The sequence below is a fragment of the Oscillatoria nigro-viridis PCC 7112 genome (assembly GCF_000317475.1).
GTDB lineage: Bacteria > Cyanobacteriota > Cyanobacteriia > Cyanobacteriales > Microcoleaceae > Microcoleus > Microcoleus nigroviridis.
The window spans coordinates 4253067-4273210 of sequence record NC_019729.1; the positions used below are offsets into that span (position 1 = coordinate 4253067).

Genomic DNA, 20144 nt, shown 5'->3' on the forward strand with positions numbered 1-20144 from the left:
AACGCTCATTTTACTTTTGGCCAAGCCAATCGCGATCGATAATAGGGAAATAACCAGAGGAACTTGTGATTTGAGCAGGGTGACACTTCAAACCTAAGATGGATGTCGATCGTTGTGCGGTAATATCGATCTCTAGACAATTTATTTTATCGTAGAGTCCCACGTCTGAACCAGTTGCGGGATTCAGCACAGGCGACGGGGAATTTTCTGGCTGTTTCAGATGGCAGGTTAGTCTGTCTCATTATTTTTCGCGTTGCTGCATATTACCAATGGCTGTTGCTCGTTTTCGGGCGCGAACAGATGGCACTTGCACACAGGTAAATAAGTAGATGAAGCTTGAAAATACATAACCCCTCTCTCGCAGCGAGTGAAACGAAGCAATTGCTCTTGTTACGCCCGCCTTACATTATGTTACATTGTAAACTTTATTTGCCCCTACCTACTTAGAAACCCCGTTTCTTTGTGTTAATCTAACCGGAAATTTAGGCAAGATTTTGTTCGGATCAACGGTAAACGGGCGATCGCATTTACCTCAATACAGTGTCGCCTGCTTCCTCCAGTCCCAACGTTTGTGTCACGTTTGCCGTTCATCTGACAAACTTAATCCTATGCACATATTCACAGCCGCCGATCGCACCTATATTCTGGGGTTAGCAGCACTTCTCAAGTCTGTAGATCTGAATGTTAGCCAATCTGGGGACGAGCAGGTCAAAATTAGCGTTGTATCTACCAGGATATATTCACCGCAAAAGGAACAGTTACAGAAGTGCTGCAAATACCAGATTGAATGGCAAGAATTGCAATCTAATTACGACCAACTTCTTTCGGTATCAGGTTCTAAACTTCCTTACGTTAAATTGGAGCCGCGAAAATATACTAAAGAAACAGAAAGGCTGATTTGGCTCGACAGCGATACGATCGTTCTGGGCAGCTTAAAGCCGCTGTGGAACCTAGATTTTCAAACTCTGCCGATAGCAGCCTCCGCCAACTTCTGGGGAAATCCCAACAATTATCAAGATCGAAACCCTTATTTCAATAGTGGTGTTTTAGTTTACAACATGAAGCTTTGGGAGGAAGAGCAACTGTCGGAAAAGTTGCTCCAAAATGCTAGAACCCACGTTTGGGGCGATCGCGATCAAGGTGCATTAAATTCAGTTTTAGCGGGAAGGTGGAAGCAATTAGACCAAATATGGAACAACCACAAGACTGATGATATGTCAAGTAAAGTGATGCACTTTATGTCAAGACCGAAACCGTGGGAAAGCTCTGCCCCCAATCAATTATGGCTCGATATGTTGTCTCAGACACCGTTTAAGGACGAACTGGAAAAAATCCCAAATAAGTTTAAGGGGCTGTCGAGCTTTCACCTAAAATGCCAAAGACTTGACAGGTGGTTGAGGGAACCGATACTCAAGTTTAAGAGTTACCTGAAACAACAAAAACGTTAAAGTCAATCGATTTTAGATTTTAGATTTTAGATTTTAGATTTTAGATTAAAGAATTGAAGCATTAACCCAGCCCAAAAGCGGATACCGTGCCACGTACTCCTGTCGTGGAAATATAAAAATTTTAGACCCTAGTTCAAGATCCAGATTTATCTGTGGGGTAAATCTAAAATCTAAAATCTAAAATCGACTGACTTGCGCGAGATGAATCCGGGGGCTTGTATCCTGGATGCTTGATTGTCAAAATCGGTCTTTCATGCCGCGCAATCGAGCGAAGGTTTGCACTGGATCGGAGGTGTTGGCGGCTGATTGGATGTTGGGAAAATCCCAGCGCAAAAATGGGTTTGTGCTTTTTTCGAGACCGATCGAGGATGGTATTGTAGGTTGCGATCGACTGCGCGCTTCCTTGACTTCGGCGAAGCGCTGCTGTAAATCGGGATTGTCGCCATCGACAGTCAAGGCAAATTGCAGGTTGTTCAGCGTGTATTCGTGGGCGCACCAGACTCTCGTACTGTCGGGCAAGTTTCGCAGTTGCGCCAGAGAGGCTAACATTTGGGCGGGAGTGCCTTCTTTCAGCCTGCCGCAGCCTCCAGCAAATAAGGTGTCGCCGCAGAACAACTCGCCGATTTCGCTGGGGTTGCTGGGGGGGAAATAGTAGGCGATGTGAGCTTTTGTGTGGCCGGGTAGGAAGAAGACTTCGGCGGTTCTGTTGGCGAAAGAAACTCGATCGCCCGCTTGTAAATACACTTGCTGTCCGGGTATTCTGCCTCGGTCTTCTGCGCCCCCGTAAACTTTAATTTGGGGAAAGCGATCGATCAGTTCCTGATTGCCGCCTATGTGGTCGCTGTGGTGGTGGGTATTGAAAATTGCGGTTAATTCCGCTCCGAGCGATCGCAGTTGATCTAATACTGGCTGCGATCGCGCTGGATCGACGACGGCTGCTGTGTGGCTATCGGGGTCGTGCAGCAAGAAAATGTAATTGTCGGACAGTACCGGAAGCCGATAAACCTGCATAGAAAAGTGCCTCTCTCGGAAAAATATTATATAATTAAGTTAGTCTGAACGCTATCCGAAGGGTGATTGCAGATTAAGTCCGCATATCTATCTTGGGAAGTAAAACTCTGATACGTTATTTCTGCTGTTGAGCAAATTGATTTGCGGTCTGGCAGGCACCATTTTTGGATCGAGAAGTGCAATCTTCTTTAACTATTTTGGCATAAAAGCGATCGAATACATGCGAACATCTCACAACAAATCGAACTTAACAATTTCTCAAAAAGTCGATCGGATTGTAGCGTCTGGCAAGATCGCTCGCCGGGAACATTTAGTTTTGACTTCGGCTATCCTGTCAGATGATAAAATGTCAGAAGAGGATCGACATCAAATCAATCGGATATTTGATTATATCCAAATTGGTCGCCTCAAGTTTATCGATTGAACAGAAAGACTTGCTCCCTCAGCATCTATCAGGAGTGTAAAAAGCGTTTTTTAGGAGTGCGAGCGTCCCGTCTGGCACAGCAAAGCCTATATATTTCGCTTTAATTCTCCGGCTCGTGCGGAGTGTGAAAGCGTCAGATGTGGAAGTCTCAAATTAACAAAGTTCTTGGCAATCCCAGCTACAAAAACAGGCAGAATAAAATGAGTGCAGACAAACCAACTATTTTGGTGACGGGCGGAGCTGGATATATTGGCTCTCACGCGGTATTAGCGCTGAAAAACGCCGGTTACGGTGTGGTGATTTTGGATAATTTAGTTTACGGTCACAGAGATTTAGTCGATCGGGCTTTGCAGGTGGAGTTAGTAGTTGGCGACACGAGCGATCGCACTCTTCTAGACAACTTGTTTGCTACGCACAAGATTGATGCTGTAATGCACTTTTCTGCTTACGCTTACGTGGGCGAATCTGTTACCGACCCAGCTAAATATTACCGCAACAATGTCATCGGCACTATTACGCTTTTGGAAGCAATGATCGCTGCTGACGTGAAGAAATTTGTGTTTTCTTCTACTTGCGCGACTTACGGTGTACCGCATAAAATTCCGCTCACAGAAGACCACCCGCAAAATCCGATCAATCCCTACGGTGCTACTAAGTTAATGGTAGAACGGATTTTGTCTGATTTTGACGCTGCGTATGATTTCAAGTCTGTTTGTTTCCGCTATTTTAACGCGGCTGGGGCCGATCCGAACGGGTTGTTAGGAGAGGATCACAATCCAGAAACTCACCTGATTCCACTGGTGTTGTTCGCGGCTTTGGGTAAACGAGATTCAATCTCGATTTTTGGCACGGATTACGATACTCCTGACGGTACTTGCATCCGGGATTACATTCACGTTAACGATTTGGCATCGGCTCACATTTTGGGATTAGAATATTTGTTAAATGGTGGCAAATCTGATTTCTTTAATTTGGGCAACGGCGGCGGGTTTTCGGTGAAAGAGGTGATAGAAACGGCTCGTCAAGTGACGGGAAAAGAGATTAAGGCTGTTGAGTGCGATCGCCGTCCGGGAGACCCGCCTGCTTTGGTTGGCAGCAGCGAGAAAGCTATCAAAACCTTGGGTTGGTCTCCAGAATATCCCGACATTAAGAATATTATCTCCCATGCTTGGCAGTGGCACAAAAAACGCCACAACTCTTAGTCTGTAAGGTGCGCCCAGCGCACCTTGCGATTACAGCCACGTTTGATGAAATTCTTGTGGGGTGGGCGGGACGCCCCAAAAATACAATATGCTAATAATATCTGCTAAATCGGGACAACTCGGCAACCGACTGCTGCTTTTTGCTAATTTCATTGCTTGGGCGATCGATCGTAATTTGATTGTTCTCAATCCGGCTTTTGAGGAATATGCAGAATTCTTTGTTGGAACCGCAGGGGATTTTTTGTGTTGTTATCCTCCTCCATATTTTACCCTAGCAGGCAACAAGTTTGTCCGAAGTAAATATTATAATTTTATTAATTATTTAAGCAAGAAACAAATATTGAAAACGCAAGAAATAACCCGAAAAGAACCTTTTAGTTGGCTCAAATATCAGGAGATTGAACAAATCAAGCACGGTTCAATTGTTTGTTTTCAAGGCTGGCTATTTCGAGATGGCTGGTTTGTAGAAGATGTACCCAAGTTGTGCAAGTACGCCGACCGGATTAGAGCATACTTTGCACCATTAGAGCGATATAGAATCAATGTAGAGCGTTTGATATTGAATTTAAGAAATAACTGCGATCGGATCGTCGGAATTCACATCCGCCAAGGGGATTATGCTCAGCATCAAAAGGGGCGATACTTTTACACAACTGAGCAATATTTAGAAATTATGAATTCTGTGGTAAGGCTATTTGACGGAAAAACCATCAAGTTTTTGATTTGTTCTAATATTCCACAAAATCGGAGTTTATTTGATAATTTTAACTGTGGATTTGGCAGCGGTCATTTAATTGAAGATATCTATGCTTTGGCTGAGTGCGACTATGTTGTCGGGCCGCCTAGCAGTTATACTATGTGGGCTGCTTTTTATGGAGATAAACCTCTTTATACGATCCGCGATGTCAATAAAACAATTAACCTGAAAGATTTTGTACATTTTTATGAATGGCAAGGAATTTTTCACGAACGAGATGACTGGAGTGAGAGCTTTTGGGAGTGGACACACTGACGGAAATAAGTAAATTAATAAGAAAATTAATGAATTCAAATAAATTAGCACTTAAGGGATTTATCACTATTTTAACCGGTCTTTACTCTTTCCAGGATTGCGTTCATTTTCTGGCGTCTGTCAGGAAGTTTCACCGCGAAACCATTATTGTTTTAATAGATAGAGTTCCTCAAATTTTATACCCTTTACTTCAGGTGTTCGGAAATGTCATATTGAAACCTGCACCGTCTCACGAAAATCCTGTTTTAGCGTCGCGACTAGCTAAGCTGGCTTTGTACGGGGAATCTCTGTTTGAGAAAACTATTTATATGGATTGTGATATTTGTTTGCTGTCGCCAATAGATGAGGTTTTTGATTTGCTTGACGGGGTGGATTTGTTGGTGACGGAAGATGTGCAGCCTGCGATTGCTAAAGCGGCAAATTTATTAAGAGTCAAGCAGGATATTCTGTCAACTTTGCAGTCTGTCGGGTTGCCGCTAAATGAAAATAGCATTCAATACAATGGCGGATTTATCGCTTTTACGAAAAGCAGTAAAACTCAGGAATTGTTTATAAACTTTAAGAAATATTTCGAGATGGTAGTTGCACATCAAAATGTGCTAGTCTTGAAAGACCAAGGTGCTTTTGCAGCGGCTGTTGAATCCGTGAAACCGAAAATGACAACTTTGTCCCCGGTTTACAACTACTTGGATAAGTGGAAAGATGTTTATACGATCGACAAACCGATTAAAGTAATGCACTGCACTTATCCTTACCGCCCTCAGTACGCGAAGAACGTGACGCGATCGCTCTTTACTAGAATAGTCGATCGCACGGCTAAAATATTTTTACCAAATCAACTTAACAATCCCTGGCGTTTAAAATAATTAAAGTTGTTGGTAAACTGCATCAAAATAACAAAATTCAGCCCAGAAAAAAATAGCCTCAAGATATCAGACAATTTACCGAGGAGAATTATTGCGGGAGTGAATAAAAGTCCTGGATTCATCACTGGTTTTTTTTTACCAAAATACTGCGTTGCTGCCCTTTGCCCTGGTGAAAAACCCGGTTTCTTTGGTCGCGAGTGCGTGAGTCCCAATCGCCTTGACAAAAGCTCGGTTAAGCAGGAAAATCAAACAAATCTTATCAACACAATACTCAGTGAAAGTTTCATTAGTAGTGAGCGATTTGTCAGGAGCAGGTGCAATTCGTGCTTTTTTCTTAGCTCAAGTCTTGATAGAGCTTAAATGTGATGTAGAAGTTGTTGGATTTCAGTTTGGCAAGGAATTGTATGCTATTCCTCCCAGAGATATCCCGGTATGTGCCATACGGGGTAAAAATTATCCGGGGTTTTTGAGGGATGCTCAAAAACTTTGGAAAAAAATAGATGGGGATATTATTTATGCAGTCAAACCTAAACCTACAAGCTTTGGGTTATCACTGCTAAAAAAACTGGCGACTCGCCACTTTATAATTTTAGATATAGACGACTGGGAACTGAGCTGGTACGGCGGAGATGAATGGAAATACCGTCCTTCTTTTAAACAACTTTATCGAGATATTTTTAAAGAGAATGGTCAATTGAGAGACCCAGATAATCCCCTCTATGTAAAGTGGATGGAAAGTCTCATCCACGGTGCTGATGCAGTCACCGTTCATACTGAGTTTTTAAAACAGCGTTTTGGTGGTGTATATTTGCCTAATGGTAAGGATACTGCAATGTTCGACCCGGCTAAATACAATCCTGAATTGAGCAGACAGCGTTACGGCTTGTCCGGGTATAGAGTTCTGATGTTTCCGGGGGCTCCGCGACCTCATAAAGGCGTGGAGGATGTTTTGATGGCCCTAGAACAGTTAAATGAGCCCGATTTAAAATTAGCGATCGTCGGCGGGAGTCCTTATGATGATTATGATGATAAACTTGTGAAACAATGGGGGCGTTGGATTATTAAACTGCCAAGGTTTCCAGTGGAGACGATGCCGTCGGTTGTAGCGGCGGCTCATGTTGTCGTTGTTCCTCAGCGAGAAACTCTCACAGCCTTGGCTCAGTTTCCGCTCAAGCTGACAGATGGCATGGCAATGGCTAAGCCTGTTTTGTCTACGCGAGTGGGGGATATTCCAGCAATTTTAGGGGGAACGGGTTATTTAGTCGATCCGAGTTCTCCCGCTCAAATTTCACAAAAAATTCAATGGATATTTCAAAATTTGACAGCGGCTAATTTACAAGGAATGAAAGCTCGGGAAAGATGTGTGAAAAAATATAGCATTCAAGCAATGAAACCGATACTTTCAGATCTAATCGCAGGTATGTAAAGGTTATTTTAAAACGACTCACAGGAGGAAGAAAAACTGGCTGTTATTAAAGAATATTTTGAGATGCCGTACTGTTTAGCTGGGAATGCTTCATGTCTGCCAATAAGCTACTCCTAAAATTTGCCAGACGATATCCCGGCAGGATTTTCTTAACTGTGATGCTGGGCTTTTCTGGCGCTTTATTCAACGGTATCAGCACTACTCTGATTGTACCAGTGCTTTTAAGTTTTTTAGAGGAAGCTATCGAGCTGCGGGGCGCTCCACCTCTAATTAAAACTTTGATGTATCCCTTTGAGGGAATGCCCGGAAATCAGCGTTTAATGTTGATGACCGGGGCGATTGTGCTGGCAATTTTTTTAAAAAATGTTGCGAGTTATATCAATACTTTAGTAGCTACTTCTCTGACGCGAGCTCTGACTTTTGATTTGCGAGAAGCAGGTTTGCGGTTGTTGTTAGAAGTAGATTTAGATTTTTACTCTAAAACTAAAGTCGGGGATTTAATTAATAGATTGGGTGGAGAGATTGGTCGGACTGCTAGTGCAGTTGGCACGGCAATCGGAATGTTTACTACCTCAATCACGGTTTTGGTGTTTGTGGGCATGCTACTTTCGATCTCGTGGAAACTGACGGTGACAGCTACAGTTTTGCTGGCGTTAGTTGCTTGGACAAATCAATATATTATTAACCGTTCCAAGCATTTTGGCCACCTGCTTTCTGAAATGTCGAAAGATTATTCGGTTAGGGTGCTGGAAACCATTACTGGGATTCGGCTGGTCAAGTCAACGGGGAACGAGGAAAGGGAGTATCAGCGGATCAAGCATTTAATTCAAAGGCGAGAACAAGCGGATTTTCAGGCTCAGGTAAATTATGCGGCGATCGCCCCAATTAACGAAGTTGTTAATTTGATAGTTATAATTTTGATTGTATTTATAGGCCGCACAATATTTGCGAATGAGATAGAGTCTATTGCTACAATTTTATTAACCTATTTATTGGTACTGTTTCGATTGATCCCTTTAATTTCCCAGTTGAATAGCGGGCGCAGTCAATTTGCAAATACGTCGGCTAGTGTAGAGGTGGTTAATGATTTTTTGAGCTGCGAGGACAAGCCATTTATGCTCAACGGTTCTGTGCCTTACACTCATTTGCGATCGGGAATTCATTTTAATAAAATATCTTTTAGTTATCCTAACCACAAAAATTTAGTTTTGCAAGGAATTGATTTATTTCTACCTCACGGCACTACTTTAGCTTTGGTAGGAACTTCGGGTTCTGGCAAGTCAACTTTGGCAGATTTACTGCCGAGATTTTACGATCCTACTGAAGGTCATATCTCGCTAGATGGCAGGGATTTGCGCGAATTTGACCTGAAAAGTCTCAGACAAGCGATGGGTATTGTTAGCCAAGATACGTTTTTGTTTAATGCTTCAGTGCGCGAAAATATTGCTTATGCTAGACCCCAAGCGACTGAGGAAGAAATTGTGGAAGCGGCGAAGGGAGCGAATGCTTACGAGTTTATCCAACTGTTGCCGGAGGGGTTGGATACTCAAATTGGCGATCGGGGCGTGATCTTATCGGGAGGGCAGCGTCAGAGAATTTCAATTGCTAGAGCCCTGCTGCAAAACCCGGAAATCTTAATTTTAGATGAGGCAACGAGTTCGCTGGATACGGTTTCGGAAAGGTACGTGCAAGCGGCGATCGAGAAATTGAGCTGCGATCGCACAACCTTGGTAATCGCCCACCGCCTCTCCACAGTCCAAAAAGCCGATAAAATCGCCGTGATCGATCGCGGACAAGTAGTAGAAATGGGTTCCCACGAAGACTTGCTAGCAAAAGGAGGTTACTACACTCGCTTGTATTCAGTGCAATTTGCCGAAGAAACCGCTCGCGATGAAGCTCTAATTAGAGGTTCTTACGAAATTCGCACTCGCCTGACTCCCATGATAGCTTACCTCAAATTGCTAGTAGATGAAATGGTAGACTCTCCCGAAGAAAGAGACGAGTTAATCAGAGAATCATTTCACTCTGCTGCTAATATTTTCACGACTTTAGAATTTATAGAAAAAACTATTAAGCGTCAAGCTATTAAAAAGTAGTCATTAGTCAGTTAGCAGTTGGCAGTTGGCAGTAGTTAGTTGGCAGTTGGCAGAAATACAGCGTATTCCAGGTTTATGAAGTACACCGCGCAAAACCGGGTTTCTTTACAGCGATCGCATCATTACTGATGCTGTTGCTCGAAACCCGGTCGATCGCGATCTATATCTACATGGAATATGCTGTAACAATGCCCAATGCCCAATTCCCAATTCCCAATTCCCAATTCCCAATGCCCCATGCCCCATCCCCCATCCCCCATGCCCAAATATTATGTATTTTTTACCAGAAATGTCTTGCCGCAACCCAATGTAGCGAGCTTAGTTCAAGTTGCACACTCTGCCAATGCCGCAGCAAACCTCGGTTATCCAGCAGTTTTGGTATACCTCCGCAAAGGATGGACTGCTTGGAATCCCGTTGATTTACTTCGTCCTTTTCAACCGAGGAAACCGGATGACCAACTTGCCAAAATTTACAATATTCAAGATAAATTAAAAGTAGCAGATTTACCGATGCCGTGGCCGATCGACCTTTGGGACAGCAAGTGGACGAGTTCGAGTACAATAGTATCAAAATACTACTTACCAATTCACCTCCTTAAATCCACTAAAATTGTCCACACCCGCGACTGGAACTTTGTCAAAGCTGCCATTAAAAACGGGATTCCCGCTATCTACGAACAGCACCACCACGAAGAGAAAAATTTTCAACCTGAAGTCGTTCGCAATCCTCTATTTCAAATTGCTGTAACAGTTGCCGATACTGTCCGAGACAGCATGATTAAGAATGGGATGCCACCGGAAAAAGTAATTACGCTGCACAACGGTTTTAACCATTTGTTTCTCGCCCGACAAACAGAAGCTGCCCTGAATTGGCGACAGCAATTATTAGAAGATGGAAGACAGTATTTAGCAGTTTATGCGGGAGGACTTTACCCGTTTAAAGGTGTCGATATGCTAGTGGATGTGGCTAAGGAATTGCCGCTGGTTCAATTTGCGATCGCAGGCGGTGATTCATCCCAAGTAACAGCCTACCAGCAATTAGCCAAAGACAAGCAAGTTAACAACATTAAATTTCTCGGCTACCTGCCTCAAAATCAACTAGCTAGCTTGCTGCAAGCAGCCGATGTTTTGACTCACCCGCACTGTTTGACAGAGGCCGCGACGTTCACATCTCCTTTAAAATTCTTTGATTATATGGCATCCGGTACTCCGATTGTGGCGACGGAGATTGCCTCTTTAAGGGAATTTAAATCGGGAAACATAGCAGCAACTTGGTGCGAACCGGATAACCCGCACCAGTTCGCGCAAAGCATTCGAGATTGTTTAACAAAATATCCGAGGAAAATCGAAGGTTATGCAGAAACATTAAATTTTGTCAAGCAATTTTCCTGGGAAAATAGGATAGAGAGAATTTTAAGTTATGTCGATAAAGAAGTGCGATCGCAAATCATTCATTAATCCTCATCCGATAATTTTAAAATCCGTAGGGGCGGGTTTTACCAACAATCATCGCCTCAAATAAACAATCTAATAAACCCGCCCCACCCACACGCAAAAACCGGATTGATTATTAAAAATGAACCAAAAAATCATCGGCACAATCACCACCTATCCAGGCATGAGTCAAAGCGACTGGCTGTGGCAACAAACCCCCCACAACTTCGGCAAATGGGGCAACATTCAAATGCTAGCAAATCACCCAGAGCCAGAGTTTTTACTCATGTATCAATTCGACTTTCCCCAACCTTCCAAAAATCAATCCTGGATCGACAAAATTCGCCGTCCCAGCCCCAAAAATCCCGAAAACGACATTCGAGAAAAATTTCGCGGTGTCCCCAAAGAACGCATAATTTACCTGATCCGCGAGCCGCCATTACCAGAAGTTATTGAAATTACCAAAGCCAACTACGAACAAGCCAAACTTTATTGCGGTTACGTTTCCGGGCCAGACGACTTCGCACCAAAACCCGATTATATGCCCGCGATTTGGTATCACTCTAACTCGTTTCGAGAACTGGATGAAATGCCGCCACCAGCTAAAACTAAATCCTGTTCTTGGATAACTTCAGGTGTTAGCCGCAGCGCCAATCACCGCCACCGATTAGATTTTATCAAATTGCTGCAAGAACGAGAATTAGATTTTGACCTTTACGGGCGAAACTTGCCAACATGGGCACAGGGAAACGGCACTGTAAACAATAAATGGCACGCCGTCGCACCATACTATTACAACTTAGCGATTGAAAATTATGCAGAAAACGATTGGTATGTCAGCGAGAAGCTTTGGGATGCTTTATTAGCTTGGTGTTTGCCAATTTATTACGGCGGTTCGGCGGCGGATAAGTTGTTGCCGGCGGGGAGTTTTCTGCGGCTGCCGAGTTTGGATGAGAAAGGAGTAGAATTTATTAAAGAGGTTGTAGCTACTGCGGATTATTGGCATGAAGCCAGGGATAAAATTGCCGAAGCCAGACAAATCATTCTCCACGAATTGAACTTGCTCAATTGGCTGTCTAACTTTGTATCTCAGGAAATAACATAATGACAGAAAACCAAAATCAACCCAGAGAATACGATGCCGTACTCGGCGGTCAAAATCCTCCTCCCCTCAGTGCTGCTATTTTAGGCGGGATTCCCGGCGTTAAGAGTCGTTTGGCTTCACCGATTCTTGAGGTAAAAATTGCTGCACTGTCTGAAGCGCTGAAATATGGAGATGCAGGTTTAGATTTAATAATTGGGGCACTGCAAGATGAATCAATGGCGGTGAAGTTTGCAGCCTATTCGCTGCTGAAGGATAGAGATGAACCAAATATAAAACAGCAGTTACAAAAATATTTGCCTATTTTTGACTTTGATGTAATAACAGTTGATTCGTATGGAAAAGAAAACCGTCGCAGCCGTCATTATGCTCACTTCTTCGCAGAAGACTTAGGGAACGGAGTTGTGCTGGAAATGGTATCGATTCCCGGCGGCACTTTTATGATGGGCTCGCCAGCAACAGAGGAAGGTAGAGACAATTGTGAAAGTCCGCAGCATCAAGTAACAGTACCCGCTTTTTATGCAGGCAAATATCCCATCACCCAAGCACAGTGGCAAGAAGTGATGGGAAACAACCCATGTTTGTTAAAACGTGAAAAACTTCCTGTGGTAGGTGTATGCTGGCCAGATGCTGTCGAATTCTGTGGCAAACTATCGCAAAAAACCGGGAAAAAGTATCGTCTCCTTAGTGAAGCAGAATGGGAATACGCCTGTCGCGCGGGAACAACAACCCCATTTCATTTTGGGGAAACCATTACCCCGGAATTAGTCAACGATGTTAACTATGACGGAAACAGACCCTACGCAAATGTACCCAAGTCACTTTACCCCGAACAAACAACCTATGTAGGGAGTTTTCCTCCTAATGCCTTTGGGCTGTACGATATGCACGGTCAGGTTTGGGAATGGTGCAGCGATAGGTGGCACAGCAACTATAACGGCGCACCAACTGACGGAAGTTCCTGGGAAACTGGCACAGATAATAACCGAGTGCAGCGTGGAGGTTCTTGGTTCCACCTTGCGGTCAATTGCCGCTGTGCCTTTCGCTTGTCGGACTCGGGGGGCAACAGCAGTAGGTGGAGTTGGATGGGTTTTCGCGTAGCGGTAGCGTCGGTTTCTCCCTCGGCATAGTTTTTCCGCGAGAACTCTTGTCTATCCTTTTACCCTTTAGCCCTCTGCACTTTTTCTTTACTATATATGAATGGAATTTGCACGCTAGCCAACGACACAGTTTACGACCAACTAATTGCCTTGCTCAACAGTATTGAAGTTATCTTAGGCTCAAATATTCCTGTCTGCATTTATCCTTTCGATGACCAGATAGAGCAAATTACAACTGAAATTGTTAACCGTCCCAACGTCTTTATTTATGAAGATAGCGCCTCAATTCAGCGATGGGACAAATTCATGCAAGCAGCCGCACCAGAGCGTTTGAACCGCAAAAAATTCCGGCTTTACGGCGCGCACCGGCGGTTTTGCGCTTTCGACGGCCCGTTTGACAAGTTTATCTATATGGATGCGGATACTTTGGTGATGAATTCTCTTGATGCGGTTTTTCAGAAGTTAGAGTCATCGGATTTTGTGGTTTATGATTTTCAATTTCGCGACCCGACTAAAGTATACAATATTCAGTCGCCAAAACTGCTAGAAGTTTTTGAGCAAAATCGCATCGACTCGGAAATATTTTGTTCTGGATTTTACGCCAGCAAGCAAGGATTGTTTGAGCAAAATACTAGGGAATGGCTGTTAGCTCAACTGCAATCGGGCGATGCGGAAATTCTCTATGCAGGTGCGGGAGAACAGCCGTTGCTCAATTATATGGTAATGAAAACGGGGATGAATAGCTATAATTTTGCTTGTAGCCTCCCGGATGGCAAAAAAACTGGGTGCAGCGTCACTTCTAAACATTTTGAAGAGCAAGATAAAATTTTGTACGACAAAGGAAACCGACTTACTTATATTCATTATATTGGCGTGCAGCCGGATTTAATTCGGAGAGTTTGTGCGGGCGAAAATATTGAGTTTCCCTATCGCGATTTGTTCCTGCATTACCGCTATCTCCGCGAACCGTCAAAGCGTCCGATTTTTGCGGAACCCCCAAAGTCTTATACTGAGGTTTCTGCGCCGAATTTGTTAAAAAGGGTATTGAGAAGGTTGAGGATAAATGTATGAATCGCGGTATTTATATTGTTGCGAACGATCGGGTGATCGAAAGTGCGATCGCCCTTTTAAACAGCATACGTCTGTATAATTGTCAAGTACCTGTTTTTCTGATTCCCTTCGACGACAATTATCAGCAAGTCGCAGCCGCACTCAGCAGTCTCCACGGGGTGCAATTATTCCCAAATCTGGAGTTTGTGGAACAGTTTACCAGAGAAATTGGCCAAATGTTCGATCGCAACTTTTTAGCCCTTCCCAACAAAATGCGAAAACTCGCCGCCTGGTTTGGCCCCCTTGACGAATTTCTGTACATCGATACCGATATCATCGTCTTTGAAGACATCGCAGCCAACTTAAACAAACTATCAGAAGTAGACTTTTTTTGCTGCGACTACCACCACCTCAGCGAAAAACTGCGAAATGTATTTTCACCCGCTGTAAAAGAACAAAATATCTTTACAGACTCCCAGCTTCAAGATGTATTCAACAGCGGTTTTTGGGCCTCCAGAAAAGGAACTATTACAGAATCGCAAATGTATGAGATTTTGCTAGAATGTTCGCAGCATCGAGAATATTTTGACTTTACTCAAAATGTCACAGACCAACCTATACTAAATTATATCATTCTTAAACTGATTCCCCAACGCTGCAATCTTGTTAAAGATTCAGCAACCGAACCCGGAAGCTGGGCGGGTTCCAAGCATTTTCAAGAAATAGATTATGTTCTTTATGACAAAGGCAAAAGGTTAAAATATATTCACTGGGCTGGAATACCAATTAAATCGGGTAGTCCTTATTGGAAACTGTGGAAACATTATCGTTATCTCAATGAGGAAAAACCAAATTTAGTGCAAAGAATATTTCGATATTTGCAGGGATAATATTGTTTGTAGCGATTTGCCGTTGGGAGGGCGGGTTTACAAGATAGTTAATTTTCCACATAGATGGTTGGTCAAACCCGCCCCTACGAGGTCGCAAATTATATAATAACTCATCAACAGAACCTGATATAATTTATTTAAAACTTATGACAAATGGCATTTATATTCTAGCAAACGATGTTGTTTTTGACCACTTAGTCGCTTTATTAAACAGTCTCGAAGTCAACGGGGCCAAAGATATTCCAGTTTGCATCATTCCCTATGATGATAGACTAAAAAAAGTGCGAGTAGAAATTGCAATTCGTCCTAATGTCACCCTCTTTGACAACACCGATTCAATTGATTTCTGGGAAGACTTTGCAATTCAAGTTTGGATATCTCATACCAAAGCTCAAAAAATTTGGCAAGTTAAAGGCTGGGAATCAGTACGTTGTTTGGGAATGCACCGAAAATTTTGCTGTTTTGACGGCCCTTTTGATAAATTTGTCTATTTTGATGCGGACACTCTGTTAATGGGTTCTCTAGATTACATCTATCAAAAACTCGATGAGTTTGATTGGGTAGCTAACGATTTTCAATACAAATCAGACCTTAATTATGTATTTGATTTATCGTCCGCGAAACTGCCAAAAGTTTTGAACATTAACCAACTGCAATCTCATATTTTTTGTGCTGGTTGGTTTGCTTCAAAACAAGGTATTTTAAATCGAACTAATTCAAAGCAATTGTTAGATAAATTGATTTCAGGAGAAGCAGAAATTTTGTCTTTGCGGGGAACCGACCAACCTTTATTTAACTATTTAGTCGCCCGCAGCGGCATCTCTTTTTATAACTTTGCTTATCATCAACCTGCACTGGTGACGGGAAATCATTGGTCTTCTCAATTTGAGGTGATAGATTATGTTCTATATGACAAAGGGCGACGGTTGACTTACTTGCACTACATGAGTATTTCGGCTGCCAAGTTTACTCGATTGTGTGCTGGCGAAGATGTTGAGATTCCCTACCGAGACGTATTTCTGCACTACCGCTATTTGAATTCGCCGGAAACACAGCCAAAACTCGCGCCTCCAAATGTGTTGGTTCGCTTGCAGAGAAATCTCAAAAGTTGGGCAATTCAAAAACTTAATAATGTTCAATTTAAGCTGCGGAATTTCTGGGAGAGATAGCATCTAACTGTACTCTAACTGTACAAAGACTGAATCCACTCCCATTCGCACCTTAAACCTTCTTCTAAAGCAACCTGCGGCTGATAACCTAAGATTTTCTGGGCTTTAGACACATCCGCGCTAGTGTGCCGCGCGTCTCCCCTCGCAGCTTCAGTAAAATCGATCCGAATAGGTCGATCGACAATTCTCTCTATCGTATCAATAACTTCTTTTAAAACTACCCGACTTCCCCCACCAATATTAAAAACTTCCCCCGCAGCTTCCGGAACCTCAGCCGCCGCTAAATTCGCCGCAACGCAATCGCTGATAAACGTAAAATCCCGCGTTTGCAATCCGTCCCCGAAAATTGAAATCGCCTCGTCAAACAAAATCGACTTAAAAAACTTGTGAAAAGCCATATCGGGGCGCTGTCTCGGCCCGTAAACAGTAAAATAGCGCAGCGCAGTAGTCGGAAGACCAAAATTTTTGTAATAAAGCCCGCACAAACGTTCACCGGCTAATTTCGTAATTCCGTAGGGAGAAACCGGGTGCGGACAAGCATTTTCATTCGTGGGAAAAGATTCAGCGTTGCCGTAAATTGAAGAAGAAGAAGCATAGACAAACTTTTGCAATCTGGGCGCATCTTTGGCAGCTTCTAACAATACTTGAGTGCTGTTAATATTGCGTTCGGTATAGCTGCGAAAACCGTCGCCCCAGCTAGCACGAACTCCTGCTTGCGCCGCCTGATGAAATATTACCTTAGCATCGGATAAAAGATCTCGCCAATTGAGAGACAAAATATCGCCTTCCACCAATTCAAAACCCGGATACTTTTCAAATCGTGCAATATTCTTGCGCTTGAGATCCGGATCGTAATAGTCGTTGAATTCATCAACACCGATCACCGTTTCGCCTCGATTTAAAAGAGTTTCTACTAAGTTAGAGCCAATAAATCCCGCTGCACCCGTAACAATTAAAATACTCATTCGATTTTAGATTTTAGATTTTAGATTTTAGATTTTAAAAAAAATTACACAAATTATTGCCTAAGTTGTCATCTTCTTCTTTCTCTTCCTCTGCGTTCTCTGCCTTCTCTGCGGTTCAAAAAGCATCAAATAGGATTAATATTAGAGAACTATCAACCCCCTTCCTGCTGATAAAAAGAGGTTGATAGTTAACTTTCATTGTTCAAAAGAATCTAAATCCAGTGCTTGGGAACCTCCGCGTTCTAACTCGATCAAAAGCTTACCTAGCTGAGTCCAAACTAGCCAGCCCGTGAGTACCGTCAGCGGCAAAGCTAGGGCATAAGAAAGTAGTTTGGGGAAGCCAAAAATCTCCATCCCCGAAGCTAAAAATACGCAAATACCGCCAGCCATTCCCAGAAAAGGTATGACCAATTGCAGCCTTGGCAGGTTAGCCAAAGTGCGAGTATAACGATTTTTAGACCACAGTTGTACGGATTGTTTGAGAGTTGCTTCAAATGCTACGCCGGAGGCCATACCTGCTAGTAATCCAGCCGACATTAAAAAATAGGGAGGTTCTGGAAAATAAGACACGAATAATTCCTTAATTTGGGTAATTGGAAGTTGGAATTTGGGAATGGGGAATGGGGAATGGGGAATGGGGAATGGGGAATGGGGAATGGGGAATTGGCAACAGTAAAATTATTTTTCTTCCTTCTTCCTTCTTCCTTCTTCCTTCTTCCTTCTTCCTTCTTCCTTCTAATTAAAATCGAGTTAGCGCGGCTGCTCCTGCTGTGGAAAACTCCGTCAAAGCGCCTAGAGCAACGTTGAACAGGCGACCGGGCTGCAAATCTTCCTTGACTAAGTTCCACAGGCTGCGAACTTCTTCGGTGTGGATCCGATCGTCCTCAATCAAAGCTAACATTAGCTGGCGTCTCAAAAACGACCCTTCCTCTGACAGCAAAAATTGCAAGCCTAGTTGGGCGGTGGGGAGCAAGTCGAAACTCCGATCCGATCGGGCGATCGCGATCATGTCCTCTAACCTGTTCCACTGGAATTTGCCATCTTTGAATAATACCTCAATCAGACGCCGCCGCAGTGCCGGAGATTCTCCGTTCAACAAACGCCGCGCTACATAAGGATACGCCACCTCGACTATCTTGAAATTCGGATTCAGCGTCAGGGCCAAACCTTCTTCTGTCACCAGAGAGCGAATAATTAAGGCAAATTTCGCCGGCACCCGGAAAGGATAATCGTACATCAACTCCGAAAACTGGTCTGTAATCGTCTTGAAGTTAAAATCTGACACCTTTTCGCCTACGATATCGCCCAGTACAGATTCCAACGCCGGGACGATCGGCATAATATCTGTATCTGGCGTCAAAAAGCCCAGTTTGACAAAATCCTTGGCTAACTCTAAGTAATCTTTGTTGATCAAGTGAACGACCGAATCAACCAAAGTTTCTTTAGTTGTTTCTTCCATCTGATCCATCATCCCAAAATCAATGTAAGCCATGCGGCCGTCCGCTAAGGCAAACAGATTTCCCGGATGGGGGTCAGCGTGAAAAAATCCGTGTTCCAGCAACTGCCGCAAACCGCTGCGGACTCCGACTTCAATTAAACTATCGGTATCCAAACCTGCGGCTTTAACACTTTCCATATCTGTCAGCTTGATGCCGTCAATCCATTCAAGAGTCAGAACGCAATTTGAAGTATAACGCCAGTAAATACTCGGAACTTTTACTGTCGGGTCGTCGGCAAAATTTGTAGCAAATTTCTCGGCGTTGCGTCCTTCATTGATATAATCAATTTCCTCGAACAATTTGATCCCGAATTCATCGACTATCAAACAGAGGTCGTGACCGAGATTCAGCGGCAGCAACGGGCCCAAAAATCCAGCCGCCCAGCGCATTAAGTAAAGGTCAAGGCTCAAGACGGGGAGCAAATTCGGTCGCTGAACCTTGACTGCTACTGCTTCCCCGGTGAGGAGGCGAGCTCGGTAGACTTGACCGAGACTTGCCGCGGCGACAGGTTCGGGGGAGATTTCGCTGTAGGTTTCGCTAATTTTGCGATCGAGTTGCGCTTCAATAATCTCGAAAGCGCGCACCGAGTCAAACGGCGGCAATTGATCCTGAAGTTTGATCAATTCTTCGAGAAAGTCTTTGCGGATCAAATCCGGTCTGGTAGAAAGGGCTTGGCCGACTTTAATGAAAGTTGGGCCCAAGCGAGTGAGTATTTGTCGCAGGTGGGCGGCCCGTTCCGGCTGGTGTGCTGCGACGGAGTGCTGCCAACTGTCCCACAGCATCCCCAGCACGAAGCCCGCAAAAGACCAAATAACGGTAATTGCGCGCCAAATTGCTTTCTGCGGACGTTTGCGGTAATACTGAGCGATCGCTTGTGGATCGTAGCGTCTAGCCTGAGTGAATTGATACTGAGGCACTCGTTTATTTTCCTCTTATCTTATGAAAATTACAGGTTAAATTGAGAATTGGGCATCGGGCATCGGGCATCGGGCATTAGGCATCAGGCATCGGGCATCGGGGATTGGAAGTCGAAAGTTCAAATATTATTTATTCTTCGTTCTTCGTTCTTCCTTCTTCGTTCTTCCCTCTTCCCTCTTCCTTCTTCCTTCTTCATCATTGACCGATCGCATTGCAAGTTTTAGGCGAGCGGAAAATGCACCCGTTCGAGGCGGATTGCTAGCCTAAATTTGTTTCTTTTCATTAAATATAGTACATAAAAGTACAAGTGATCGGTCAAAATACTTAACAGCTATCCCTGACCCAGCCCCAAAACGGATACCGTGCCACGTACTCCTGTCGTGGAAAGATAAAAATTTTAGACCCTAGTTCAAGCTCCCAGATTTATCTGTGGGATAAATCTAAAATCTCAAATCTAAAATCTAAAATCGACTGACCGCTGCACATTCTCACAACACTGCAACCCTGCAATTCTTTTCTCCTCCTGCATTTC

17 protein-coding genes are annotated in these 20144 nt (G+C 43.7%); 13 read left to right on the forward strand and 4 right to left on the reverse strand.

The window, feature by feature from the left end; all coding sequences use genetic code 11:
- Window positions 1-608: 608 nt before the first annotated feature.
- Entirely contained in the window at window positions 609-1448 is an 840-nt protein-coding gene (locus tag OSC7112_RS17875) for a glycosyltransferase family 8 protein (protein WP_015177227.1), read from the forward strand.
- A gap of 237 nt (window positions 1449-1685) precedes the next feature.
- Here the strand turns inward: OSC7112_RS17875 and gloB are convergent, their stop codons facing one another.
- Window positions 1686-2459: a hydroxyacylglutathione hydrolase gene (gene gloB, locus OSC7112_RS17880; RefSeq protein ID WP_015177228.1), complete on the reverse strand. Its 774-nt coding sequence runs from the start codon at window positions 2457-2459 to the stop codon at window positions 1686-1688.
- 220 nt (window positions 2460-2679) lie between these two features.
- Between gloB and OSC7112_RS17885 the strand changes: the two genes are divergently transcribed.
- From OSC7112_RS17885 to OSC7112_RS17940, 12 genes are all read left to right on the forward strand, one after another.
- Window positions 2680-2883, forward strand: coding sequence for a hypothetical protein (locus OSC7112_RS17885; protein WP_015177229.1), 204 nt, complete (start codon window positions 2680-2682; stop codon window positions 2881-2883).
- 200 nt (window positions 2884-3083) lie between these two features.
- Window positions 3084-4085: a UDP-glucose 4-epimerase GalE gene (galE, locus tag OSC7112_RS17890; protein ID WP_015177230.1), complete on the forward strand. Its 1002-nt coding sequence runs from the start codon at window positions 3084-3086 to the stop codon at window positions 4083-4085.
- 88 nt (window positions 4086-4173) lie between these two features.
- Complete coding sequence (locus tag OSC7112_RS17895) at window positions 4174-5097, forward strand: alpha-1,2-fucosyltransferase (RefSeq protein ID WP_015177231.1); 924 nt, start codon at window positions 4174-4176, stop codon at window positions 5095-5097.
- A 29-nt stretch (window positions 5098-5126) separates the two neighbouring features.
- Window positions 5127-5963 carry a glycosyltransferase family protein gene (locus OSC7112_RS17900; RefSeq protein WP_015177232.1) on the forward strand — a complete coding sequence of 279 codons (837 nt, stop codon included), beginning with the start codon at window positions 5127-5129 and terminating at the stop codon, window positions 5961-5963.
- A 274-nt stretch (window positions 5964-6237) separates the two neighbouring features.
- Entirely contained in the window at window positions 6238-7389 is a 1152-nt protein-coding gene (locus OSC7112_RS17905) for a glycosyltransferase family 4 protein (protein ID WP_015177233.1), read from the forward strand.
- A gap of 92 nt (window positions 7390-7481) precedes the next feature.
- Entirely contained in the window at window positions 7482-9485 is a 2004-nt protein-coding gene (locus OSC7112_RS17910) for an ABC transporter ATP-binding protein (RefSeq protein ID WP_015177234.1), read from the forward strand.
- A 237-nt stretch (window positions 9486-9722) separates the two neighbouring features.
- Complete coding sequence (locus OSC7112_RS17915; RefSeq protein ID WP_015177235.1) at window positions 9723-10943, forward strand: glycosyltransferase family 4 protein; 1221 nt, start codon at window positions 9723-9725, stop codon at window positions 10941-10943.
- Window positions 10944-11061: 118 nt separating this feature from the next.
- Window positions 11062-12024, forward strand: a complete 963-nt coding sequence (locus OSC7112_RS17920; protein WP_015177236.1) for a glycosyltransferase family 10 domain-containing protein — start codon at window positions 11062-11064, stop codon at window positions 12022-12024.
- Entirely contained in the window at window positions 12024-13151 is a 1128-nt protein-coding gene (locus tag OSC7112_RS17925) for a formylglycine-generating enzyme family protein (protein WP_015177237.1), read from the forward strand. The genes OSC7112_RS17920 and OSC7112_RS17925 overlap by 1 nt, the downstream gene beginning before the upstream one ends.
- A 66-nt stretch (window positions 13152-13217) precedes the next feature.
- Entirely contained in the window at window positions 13218-14192 is a 975-nt protein-coding gene (locus tag OSC7112_RS17930) for an Npun_R2821/Npun_R2822 family protein (RefSeq protein WP_015177238.1), read from the forward strand.
- Entirely contained in the window at window positions 14189-15061 is an 873-nt protein-coding gene (locus OSC7112_RS17935) for an Npun_R2821/Npun_R2822 family protein (protein WP_015177239.1), read from the forward strand. Before OSC7112_RS17930 ends, OSC7112_RS17935 begins: the two co-directional genes overlap by 4 nt.
- A gap of 146 nt (window positions 15062-15207) precedes the next feature.
- Window positions 15208-16230, forward strand: a complete 1023-nt coding sequence (locus tag OSC7112_RS17940; protein ID WP_015177240.1) for an Npun_R2821/Npun_R2822 family protein — start codon at window positions 15208-15210, stop codon at window positions 16228-16230.
- A 14-nt stretch (window positions 16231-16244) separates the two neighbouring features.
- On the opposite strand, the gene OSC7112_RS17945 is transcribed toward OSC7112_RS17940, so the two are convergent.
- From OSC7112_RS17945 to OSC7112_RS17955, 3 genes are all read right to left on the reverse strand, one after another.
- On the reverse strand, window positions 16245-17195 hold the full coding sequence (locus OSC7112_RS17945; protein ID WP_015177241.1) for an NAD-dependent epimerase/dehydratase family protein: 951 nt from the start codon (window positions 17193-17195) through the stop codon (window positions 16245-16247).
- Between the two features lie 195 nt (window positions 17196-17390).
- Window positions 17391-17765, reverse strand: a complete 375-nt coding sequence (locus tag OSC7112_RS17950; RefSeq protein ID WP_015177242.1) for a hypothetical protein — start codon at window positions 17763-17765, stop codon at window positions 17391-17393.
- Between the two features lie 169 nt (window positions 17766-17934).
- A complete protein-coding gene (locus OSC7112_RS17955; protein ID WP_015177243.1) occupies window positions 17935-19611 on the reverse strand; it encodes an ABC1 kinase family protein in 1677 nt (558 codons plus the stop codon).
- Window positions 19612-20144 lie beyond the last annotated feature (533 nt).

What these genes read in the sequence shown, in the direction of transcription:
- OSC7112_RS17910 (WP_015177234.1), top strand. Translation starts at nt 7,482, where the DNA reads ATGTCTGCCAATAAGCTACTCCTAAAATTTGCCAGACGATATCCCGGC.
- OSC7112_RS17940 (WP_015177240.1), top strand. Translation starts at nt 15,208, where the DNA reads ATGACAAATGGCATTTATATTCTAGCAAACGATGTTGTTTTTGACCAC.
- OSC7112_RS17945 (WP_015177241.1), bottom strand. Translation starts at nt 17,195, where the DNA reads ATGAGTATTTTAATTGTTACGGGTGCAGCGGGATTTATTGGCTCTAAC.
- OSC7112_RS17900 (WP_015177232.1), top strand. Translation starts at nt 5,127, where the DNA reads ATGAATTCAAATAAATTAGCACTTAAGGGATTTATCACTATTTTAACC.
- OSC7112_RS17925 (WP_015177237.1), top strand. Translation starts at nt 12,024, where the DNA reads ATGACAGAAAACCAAAATCAACCCAGAGAATACGATGCCGTACTCGGC.
- galE (WP_015177230.1), top strand. Translation starts at nt 3,084, where the DNA reads ATGAGTGCAGACAAACCAACTATTTTGGTGACGGGCGGAGCTGGATAT.
- OSC7112_RS17930 (WP_015177238.1), top strand. Translation starts at nt 13,218, where the DNA reads ATGAATGGAATTTGCACGCTAGCCAACGACACAGTTTACGACCAACTA.
- OSC7112_RS17915 (WP_015177235.1), top strand. Translation starts at nt 9,723, where the DNA reads ATGCCCCATCCCCCATCCCCCATGCCCAAATATTATGTATTTTTTACC.
- OSC7112_RS17920 (WP_015177236.1), top strand. Translation starts at nt 11,062, where the DNA reads ATGAACCAAAAAATCATCGGCACAATCACCACCTATCCAGGCATGAGT.
- OSC7112_RS17885 (WP_015177229.1), top strand. Translation starts at nt 2,680, where the DNA reads ATGCGAACATCTCACAACAAATCGAACTTAACAATTTCTCAAAAAGTC.
- OSC7112_RS17935 (WP_015177239.1), top strand. Translation starts at nt 14,189, where the DNA reads ATGAATCGCGGTATTTATATTGTTGCGAACGATCGGGTGATCGAAAGT.
- OSC7112_RS17895 (WP_015177231.1), top strand. Translation starts at nt 4,174, where the DNA reads ATGCTAATAATATCTGCTAAATCGGGACAACTCGGCAACCGACTGCTG.
- gloB (WP_015177228.1), bottom strand. Translation starts at nt 2,459, where the DNA reads ATGCAGGTTTATCGGCTTCCGGTACTGTCCGACAATTACATTTTCTTG.
- OSC7112_RS17875 (WP_015177227.1), top strand. Translation starts at nt 609, where the DNA reads ATGCACATATTCACAGCCGCCGATCGCACCTATATTCTGGGGTTAGCA.